Below are 8,257 nucleotides of genomic sequence, written 5' to 3' on the forward strand. Positions count from 1 at the left end.
CGTTAACCACGTTGCTCAAAAACTGCTGCTTACTAACTTGTTACTCACTCCTGTTTTGGTTCCTGTCCATCGGTACCGTTCTGACTATCACTACCATCGTTTGATGATACTAATTCATCCTGACTTAAATGACCGCTAGCAATATTGAATATCGTTGGGTCATTAATCAGTTTGCGGGCAATACCGCTTAACGATGTGGTGGTTAGAAAGGTTTGCACCTTGTCTTGAATAGACCGCAACAGGTGTGTCTGTCTTGCATCATCCAGTTCACTCAGCACGTCATCCAGCAACAACACTGGGTATTCACCTGTGATTGCCTTCATCAAATCAATTTCAGCTAGTTTCACAGATAATGCTGTTGTCCGTTGCTGACCTTGTGAGCCAAACGTCTGGACATTTTTGCCATTAACCATGAAGTGAAGGTCATCGCGGTGAGGGCCAATTAATGTCGTCCCTTGCTCGATTTCCTTCGCTTGTTGTCGCTCAAACTGTTCCTGATACGCTTTGTATAAGGTATCAACACTTTGTTCGCGCGTTGCTTTAATCTGGTTAACGTATTCAAACGCGAGTTCTTCACGCTCTTGCGAAATCACTTTATGCACTTGTTGCGCCCAAACGGCTAGTTGATCAAGAAAATTCAACCGTGCCGCAACAATTTCAGCGCCAAACGCAGCTAGTTGATCACTCAACACACCGAGATAAACCAAATCCTTAGCCTGTTTACGTTGCAATTGTCGCAAGTAATTATTCCGCTGTCGCAAAATTGACCGATACTGACCAGCGTTATACAGATACTTAGGACTCATTTGACCAAATTCTTGGTCAATGAAATGTCTTCGCACTGATGGCGACCCCTTAACCAGCTCCAAATCCTCTGGGGCAAACAAAATCACATTAAGATTGCCCACATAAGCCGATAAACGAGCCTGCTCAAGGTGGTTCACCTTGGCTTTTTTGCCCTTCTTGCTAAACGTCAGCTCTAATGGCGTAACCGTATTCGTTTTATGAACACGACCAGCAACTAAGGCCTCATTAGCTTGCCAGCCAATTAAGTCACGATCATTGGCCGTTCTGTGCGAACGCGTCAAGGCTAAAACGTAAATTGCTTCCAGCAGGTTTGTCTTCCCCTGTGCATTTTCGCCCAGTAACACATTCACACCTTGATTAAATTTGACGTCAAGGTCAGCGTAATTACGAAAATTCTTGAGGTGTAAACCTTCCAGGTACATTTACGCATCCTTTTCCGTTGTGTCTGCTGACTGATTTTGCCGTATAAAAAATAGCCCTACATCTGGGACATCTACTGAATCACCAGGATAAAGTTTACGACCACGACGATCATCCGGTTCGTTATTAACGGATACTGAATGCTCGCGTAAGTACCACTTAGCCTGGCCACCTGAATCAACAACTGATTCTTCTTTCAATAGTTGGCCCAAAGTAATGAAGGCTGTCTTGATTAAAACTTCTTTTTTCACAATCAACACCATCCCTTACTTACAGTAACTATTATACCGTTTTCAGAACCGAAAAACAATTAATTAACCGCTTTTTACGCCCTATAATCGATTTTATATCTTTTTAAATACCCGATACTAACGAACCCTCAAAATGGCTAAGAGACGCTTTAAACGCAAAATACGACAAAATCGCCTTAAAAAACGACTTTTATTTCGAATCTTGCCGTTGTTTCTCCAATTCCCACGTTTTGTCGTTTGGAATTATCGGAAACACGGCAACCACAGAATGTGACTTTCACAAGCTTGGTGCAAAAAAGGAGCACTCTGAGACCAAAATGCTAGTGGTCTCGGAGTGCTCCTTTTTGAGTTAGTTAGGCATTCAACTAAAACGTCCGCACAGGTGTAATTAGCTGAATAAAGTTTTGTTCATCCTCACTTGGTACCAAAGTGAATGGCCGTAGTGCCGAGGTGAAGCTTAATTTAATCTGTGATTGACCAAAAGAGCGCAACGCATCCTTCAGATAATCTGGGTTAAATGAAATTTCTAAGTCTGAACCTTCTAGGCTGATGGCCGATAGATTTTCTTCAACAGCACCAACATCTGGTGAGTTGCCGAAAATTGTGGCCGATTTTTCTTCGCCTTTCAACGTGATTTTAACCACGTTGTTACGACTTTCATGTGATAACAGCGAAGCACGTTCAATAGCAGATAGTAACGTTGGTGCTGAAATTTCCATGGTCGTGTCAGATTCACTAGGAATTAGGCGTGACGTATCTGGATAATTTCCTTCTAACAAACGTGAATAGAAAGATGTGTCACCGAGTAAGAAGAGCACCTGGTTTTCAGCGAGGCGCATTTTAACATCAGTGCTGTCTTCACCAATCATCCGTGATAGTTCAACTAAGGACTTCCCGGGGATGATTACGTCATGAGTTTCCGTGGCTGGTGTCGGCAGTGTGATTTTGCGCTGACTTAAACGATGTGAATCAGTAGCAACAGCTGTAAATTGATCACCGGCCAAAGTAAAGTGAACCCCAGTCAAAATTGGGCGACTTTCTTGGTTTGAAACGGCAATAACTGTGGTGTTGATGATGTCACGGAAGACATCCCCAGCCAGCGTTACTTCATCATCGCTTTCAATTTCAGGTAAGTGCGGGTAGCTATTGGCATCCAACCCGTTGATCGTAAAGGCAGCTGCTCCAGATGTAATGTTTGCCTGAAAACCTTCTTTAACTGCGACGGTCATCGTAGCTTCTGGTAACCGTTTGACGATCTCACCAAAGAAGCGTGCTGGTAAAACAATGTTACCTGCTTCTTCAACATTCAGCTCTGCGTTTTCATCATCAGCACGGAGTGTGGTTTCAATCGAAATGTCGGTATCGGATCCAGTAAAGGTAATTTCATTATTGGTAACTTCTAGTTTTAATCCGGTTAATATCGGAATTGTTGTTTTTGTCGAAATGGCACGTGAAACATCATTGAGCTTTTTAATAAAACTTTGTCGATTGACCGTAAATTTCATTCTTAGTCCCCCAAAGTGGTTTATGTAATTTGGGGCAAAGCCCCATTACTTATTTAAGATATAAAGATAGTCGTAGTAGTAGGCAGTGTGGATACTGTGGAAAACCAAGAATTTCAAGAACTGGTAAAGTTTTCCACCTGTGGATAACTCAAGTAAAACTCAGATGGTTTCGATTCACTTATCCACAGGTCTTAACGATGTCCTGCCCCCATGATACGCCAGTTTTTACTAGCGTTGTATCTCAATTTTAAGCTGCTGAATGTTTTCAGCAAGTTTTGCGTCGTTTGAAATGCTCTCTGCAATTTTGTCGCAAGAATGCAAAACAGTTGTGTGGTCTTTGCCACCAAAGGCTTTACCGATTTTTGGCAAGGATGAATTCGTTAATTCACGGGCTAGATACATCGCAATTTGCCGCGGAACAACGATTTCCTTCATCCGCTTTTTGCCTTTAAGATCGACGAGATTAACGTCAAAGTAGCTTGCGACCTTCTGTTGAATGAGTTCGATCGTAAGTGTTGGTTTGCTTTCGAGATTAAGGCTCTTCAATGCATTGTGAACTAAGTCTTCATCAATCGGCTTCTTTTGGAGGCGCGAATAGGCCTGCACACGTGCGAGAGCACCTTCCAATTCACGGACGTTACTATTGACCTGGCTGGCAATAATTTCGAGTGCGTCGTCAGGGATTTCAATTTGTTCACGCTCAGCTTTATTGCGTAAAATGGCAATTCGTGTTTCTAAGTCAGGCGCTGTAATGTCAACGGATAGGCCCCATTTGAAGCGACTCACTAAGCGGTCTTGTAACTTAGGAATTTCGTTGGGCAAGCGGTCAGACGTCAACACGATTTGTTTACTATTGTTGTAAAGTTGCTCAAACGTATGGAAGAACTCTTCCTGAGTCCCTTCCTTGTCTGCAAAGAATTGAATATCGTCGACAAGGAGTAGATCAACGTACCGATACTTCAACCTGAATTGTTCCTGAGTCTTGTCACGGATCGACATAACCATATCGTTGGTGAACTCTTCACTGGTGACGTACATGACGTTGGTATTAGGGTTACGGGCAATCATGGCATGGCCGATGGCGTGCATTAAATGCGTTTTACCTAGGCCAACACCACCATAAAGAAACAAGGGGTTATACAAGGTCCCAGGTTCCTCAGAAACCGCCATAGCAGCAGCATTCGCCATTTGGTTCCCCTTACCAATAACGAATGTATCAAACGTGTATTTGTCATTTAGAGAGTTTGCGTGATTAGCAACTTCAGTTGTGGCGGTGTCAGTAACAGGTTCTTTTACCGTTGGCTGAGCCGGTTGTTCCCCCTCAATGACGTATTCGGGTTCCAATTCAGCTTGGAAATCGGAGAAAGCGAATTCGACCAGTTTGGGGGTTAGTGTCCGCTCCCAGTAGTCTTTATGAAGCTGGGAAGGAACTTGTAAAACGAAGCGTGGCGGCTGGTAAGAAAGAGGCAGTGCTGATTCGACCCACGTATTAAAGGTAACGGGTGACAAATTAGCGCGGAAACTTTCTTTTAAACCATCCCAGAGTGTGTTTTTATCGACCACCGATGAAGCCTCCTAGAATGAATTATGCATAAATAGTAATAATTTATGGTGAAAAATGGAAATAACAAAATCTGCAAAGACAACTTTAGCATGAACAAACTGAGTTTTCCACAGGTTCCACAGAACAAGTTACGAATGTTCCACAGGATTGTGTGAAGGTTATCCACAGGAGCGTTGAAAAATCAGGATTTGGCTTCTGTGAAACAAGTTTTCCACCGGCGAGTGTGTTTAAATAACGTTGAGAACAATAGCTTTCAAAAAGTTATCCACAGAAAAAAACAGAGGTGTGGATAACTTTTCAAACGGCTGTGGATTTGTGCATTTTGTTGTTGAATTCCTGTGGAAATAACGTTTTTAAAAATCTAAAATCCACTGAACCTGTGGATTAGTTTTGACAATCTGTGGATAACTTTTGATTCACAAATTATCAGAATCGACAATTTGTTGTTTGCAAGTAACTCTGTCTATGATATTATATTTAGGAACTGCATGAGTTTTCTCGTGCGCTAGCTTTTAGCTAATCAACCATATATGTAACGCTGGATATCCAAGTGTGTCGTCACGTCACCACTAAGGTATCTGTGTCGTAACGATCCAAAGGAGGTGCAATCCAACATGAAAAGAACTTACCAACCAAAGAAGCGTCATCGATCACGTGTCCATGGTTTCCGGAAACGGATGAGCACAAGTAACGGCCGTCAGGTGTTAGCACGTCGGCGCCAAAAGGGCAGAAAAGTATTATCTGCATAAAAACAGGCCACTGATATTTTTCAGTGACCTTTTTTATTTTTTTAGTCCACGATGACCATTAGTGTTGGTTTTGTGGCGTTGAATCATTTTAGTTGAGGAGATTCGGACCATTGAGAAAGTCATACCGCATCAAAAAAGAAAGCGAATTTCAAACGGTCTTTGAAACCAGAAACTCGATTGCCAACCGTCAGTTTGTTATCTATACAATGGATAAACCAGAGCAGCCACATTTTCGTGTCGGTATTTCTGTCGGTAAGAAGATTGGCAACGCTGTCCATCGTAACTGGGTTAAGCGTCGAATTCGGCAGTCATTGTTGGAGTTAAAACCAATGCTTCGTCAGGACGTCGACTTCTTAGTTATCGCACGACCTTCAGCTGATGGGCTATCAATGGCCGAAATCAAAGAAAACCTGACGCATGCGTTACGTTTGGCAAAGTTGCTGGATGCAGAGTAGCGTTACAGCACAATATAAGTGGGCAACAAAGGCATTATCAAAATGAATGAAGTAAATGAGGAAAAAATCGTGAAGTCAAACGGAAAACGCTCCGGCCGTAAAAGCCGACGACGATTAGCGCTGACCATGATTGCTGCAGCCAGTTTATTCTTGGCAGCGTGTGGTAAAAAGCCAATCACTAGCAGTAGTACAGGATTTTGGGATCACACGATTCTGTATAATTTAAGTCAATTCATCATTTGGCTGAGTCATGTATTCGGCGGTTACGGGATGGGGATCATTATGATCACCCTGATCATCCGGATTATTATTCTGCCATTGATGATCTATCAAACGCGGTCAATGCGACGAATGCAAGAAATTCAGCCACAGTTGTCAGCGTTGCAGAAGAAATATAAGTCGCGTGATACGGCTACGCAACAAAAGCTTCAGGAAGAAACACGGAAATTATATGCCGAAGTTGGCTATAATCCAGTTTCCGGATGCTTACCACTGATTGTTCAGATGCCAATTATTTGGGCATTGTATCAAGCAATCTATCGGACAGCAGCATTGAAGACGGGGTCATTCTTATGGATGCAACTTGGGGATCGCGATCCTTACTTCATTTTGCCAATTCTTGCTGCCGTTTTCACTTTCATTAGTTCTTGGTTGAGTGTTAAGAGTCAGCCAGAAAGCAACTCAATGAATGCTGTGATGGTTTGGGGGATGCCAGTGATCATCTTCTTCACTGCCGTATCTGTACCAACAGCGCTGTCATTATATTGGGTGATTTCAAACGCCTTCCAGGCTGGGCAAACATTACTGATTCAGAACCCTTGGAAGATTAACCGTGAGCGTGAAGAACGTGAAACGGCCAAACGCGATCAAGCGAAGGCCAAACAACGAGCAATCAAAAAAGCTCGTCGGTCACGACGTCGTTAATTTAATAAATGATTGAAAAATCTGCACGCCTCATCAATTGATGAAGCGTGCAGATTTTTTAAAATCGTGTAAAAAATGATGCTTGTTGTTTACAACAAAAATTATAAAATAACTAATTTATGAGGTCGGATTGAACACTTTTTAGAATGTACTCAATGCGCTCTTCCATTTGATTCATGTCTTCAAGTGAATGAGTCATCAGGATGTTGATAGCCAGTGTTTCAATTCGCTTATACCAAAACTGGTAAACTTTTTTACCTGAAGCTAATAACTTTAAATTATGCACCCGTCGATCTTTTGTATCCTCGACTTGCTGAACCAAATTGAGTTTCATAAGAGCAGTAATCCGCGTTGACAGTAGTGGACTCGACATGCGGAAAAGGTGGCTAAGCTTCGAAGAAGTGATTCCTGGTTCTAAACCAATCTGAGTAACCAGTAGAATATCGCGTAGGCCCAGTTTGGGAAGATTGCCAACGTCCATATTGACCTTCTGTAATGCATAGATATCGGCGAGGTGGCCATGAATTAACAAGGTCGTCATTCGGGCGATGTCAGCCTGCGAAGGTTGAGCTTGCTGTGTCACTTTAATGACTCCAATCTGTATAGCTTTTAATGTGGTGTTTTAGCGCAAGTGCGCCGAGTGCGCTATTTATAGAATAGACGGGTGGTGTAAACAGTTCAAGCCATCAATGATTACAATAACGTTACAAATGAAACTATTGCGGACATTCATTATTTATCGGCTATAAGTTTTGCGATGAATATTGGCTACACCACGAATTAATTTACCGGCGATAACTATTCTTGATCAAGTTTGTGATTTGCCACACTTTATAGTGGTGTCTATGCACAAAGAACCTTAAACTGATAATAGTTTCGATTTGGAGATGGCATGAACGATGAATAAAGAGCGTTTCACCGGATTTTCTGACGCGATTATTGCGATTGAAGTTACGATTCTCATTCTTGAGATTGAACCACCTGAGCAGGCAACACTGGCGGCAGTTCTAAAGCAAGGCGGGTCGTTTGCCGCATTTAGCGCTAGTTTTCTATTAATTATGGCGACATGGTACTTTCATCACAATATCATTAATGTCGCTCACCGAGTGACGTTTCCCGTGTATTTGGCCAATACGTTGTGGATTTTTGTGATGTCATTATTTCCTCTAGCTACCGCTTGGGTTGGTCGATATCCATTGGCTTTTTGGCCTGAATGTCTATTCATTTTAGTAACATTGGTATGGATGGGCGCTTATTCGTTGTTAGTATATAGCTTAGGTGTTGCCAATCCAGAACAACGCCATGAGTTTTATGCATTGGGAAATTCCCGTACAAATTTACTATGGCGTTTTGGCATCGTTGTTGCCGTGTTACTGATTTTACCATGGTGGCCGATTGCCGGAATCATAGGCCAGATTCTGTTAGGTGTCGCATCTGCTGTATCAACACTGCGAAATAACAATCGTCATCAGAATATTAATAAGATAGATTGTAAAATTAATCCGAACGCTGTTCGGACAAAAAAGATCAGCTTCCTTTAAAATGGTGTTTACCACAAACCCATCTTTTAGGAGCTGATCTT

The 8,257-nt window shown here is 42.3% G+C and carries 9 protein-coding genes; 4 read left to right on the forward strand and 5 right to left on the reverse strand.

The genetic code is table 11. The annotated features are described in order from the left end of the window. Positions 1–44: 44 nt before the first annotated feature. The 4 genes from recF to dnaA form a co-directional block, all read right to left on the reverse strand. Positions 45–1,229 carry a DNA replication/repair protein RecF gene (gene recF, locus GB992_RS08285; protein WP_161002013.1) on the reverse strand — a complete coding sequence of 395 codons (1,185 nt, stop codon included), beginning with the start codon at positions 1,227–1,229 and terminating at the stop codon, positions 45–47. Next, the gene (gene yaaA / locus GB992_RS08290) at positions 1,230–1,490 is read right to left on the reverse strand and encodes a S4 domain-containing protein YaaA (RefSeq protein WP_017262427.1); all 261 of its coding nucleotides are present in this window, start codon (positions 1,488–1,490) and stop codon (positions 1,230–1,232) included. 353 nt (positions 1,491–1,843) lie between these two features. Next, positions 1,844–2,983 carry a DNA polymerase III subunit beta gene (gene dnaN / locus GB992_RS08295; protein WP_161002014.1) on the reverse strand — a complete coding sequence of 380 codons (1,140 nt, stop codon included), beginning with the start codon at positions 2,981–2,983 and terminating at the stop codon, positions 1,844–1,846. 228 nt (positions 2,984–3,211) lie between these two features. Beyond that, entirely contained in the window at positions 3,212–4,546 is a 1,335-nt protein-coding gene (gene dnaA, locus GB992_RS08300; RefSeq protein WP_161002015.1) for a chromosomal replication initiator protein DnaA, read from the reverse strand. A gap of 615 nt (positions 4,547–5,161) precedes the next feature. On the opposite strand from dnaA, the gene rpmH reads away from it, so the two are divergent. From rpmH to yidC, 3 genes are all read left to right on the forward strand, one after another. Then, positions 5,162–5,296, forward strand: coding sequence for a 50S ribosomal protein L34 (gene rpmH / locus GB992_RS08305; RefSeq protein WP_011668979.1), 135 nt, complete (start codon positions 5,162–5,164; stop codon positions 5,294–5,296). A 110-nt stretch (positions 5,297–5,406) separates the two neighbouring features. Continuing rightward, positions 5,407–5,751: a ribonuclease P protein component gene (rnpA, locus tag GB992_RS08310; RefSeq protein WP_017262430.1), complete on the forward strand. Its 345-nt coding sequence runs from the start codon at positions 5,407–5,409 to the stop codon at positions 5,749–5,751. Between the two features lie 42 nt (positions 5,752–5,793). Beyond that, entirely contained in the window at positions 5,794–6,675 is an 882-nt protein-coding gene (gene yidC / locus GB992_RS08315; protein ID WP_421016971.1) for a membrane protein insertase YidC, read from the forward strand. Positions 6,676–6,787: 112 nt separating this feature from the next. Here yidC and GB992_RS08320 read toward each other — a convergent pair whose 3' ends face one another. Then, positions 6,788–7,258 (reverse strand): helix-turn-helix domain-containing protein, encoded by a 471-nt coding sequence (locus GB992_RS08320; protein ID WP_161002016.1) that lies wholly within the window; start codon positions 7,256–7,258, stop codon positions 6,788–6,790. A 316-nt stretch (positions 7,259–7,574) separates the two neighbouring features. On the opposite strand from GB992_RS08320, the gene GB992_RS08325 reads away from it, so the two are divergent. Beyond that, positions 7,575–8,216 carry a TMEM175 family protein gene (locus GB992_RS08325; protein ID WP_161002017.1) on the forward strand — a complete coding sequence of 214 codons (642 nt, stop codon included), beginning with the start codon at positions 7,575–7,577 and terminating at the stop codon, positions 8,214–8,216. Positions 8,217–8,257: the final 41 nt, after the last annotated feature.

The sequence above is a fragment of the Furfurilactobacillus milii genome, from assembly GCF_009863985.1.
GTDB lineage: Bacteria > Bacillota > Bacilli > Lactobacillales > Lactobacillaceae > Furfurilactobacillus > Furfurilactobacillus milii_A.

Bases quoted from the DNA above. Each gene is read 5' to 3' on its own strand.
- recF (WP_161002013.1), bottom strand. From the start codon at position 1,229: ATGTACCTGGAAGGTTTACACCTCAAGAATTTTCGTAATTACGCTGAC.
- yaaA (WP_017262427.1), bottom strand. From the start codon at position 1,490: ATGGTGTTGATTGTGAAAAAAGAAGTTTTAATCAAGACAGCCTTCATT.
- dnaN (WP_161002014.1), bottom strand. From the start codon at position 2,983: ATGAAATTTACGGTCAATCGACAAAGTTTTATTAAAAAGCTCAATGAT.
- rpmH (WP_011668979.1), top strand. From the start codon at position 5,162: ATGAAAAGAACTTACCAACCAAAGAAGCGTCATCGATCACGTGTCCAT.
- yidC (WP_421016971.1), top strand. From the start codon at position 5,794: ATGAATGAAGTAAATGAGGAAAAAATCGTGAAGTCAAACGGAAAACGC.
- GB992_RS08325 (WP_161002017.1), top strand. From the start codon at position 7,575: ATGAATAAAGAGCGTTTCACCGGATTTTCTGACGCGATTATTGCGATT.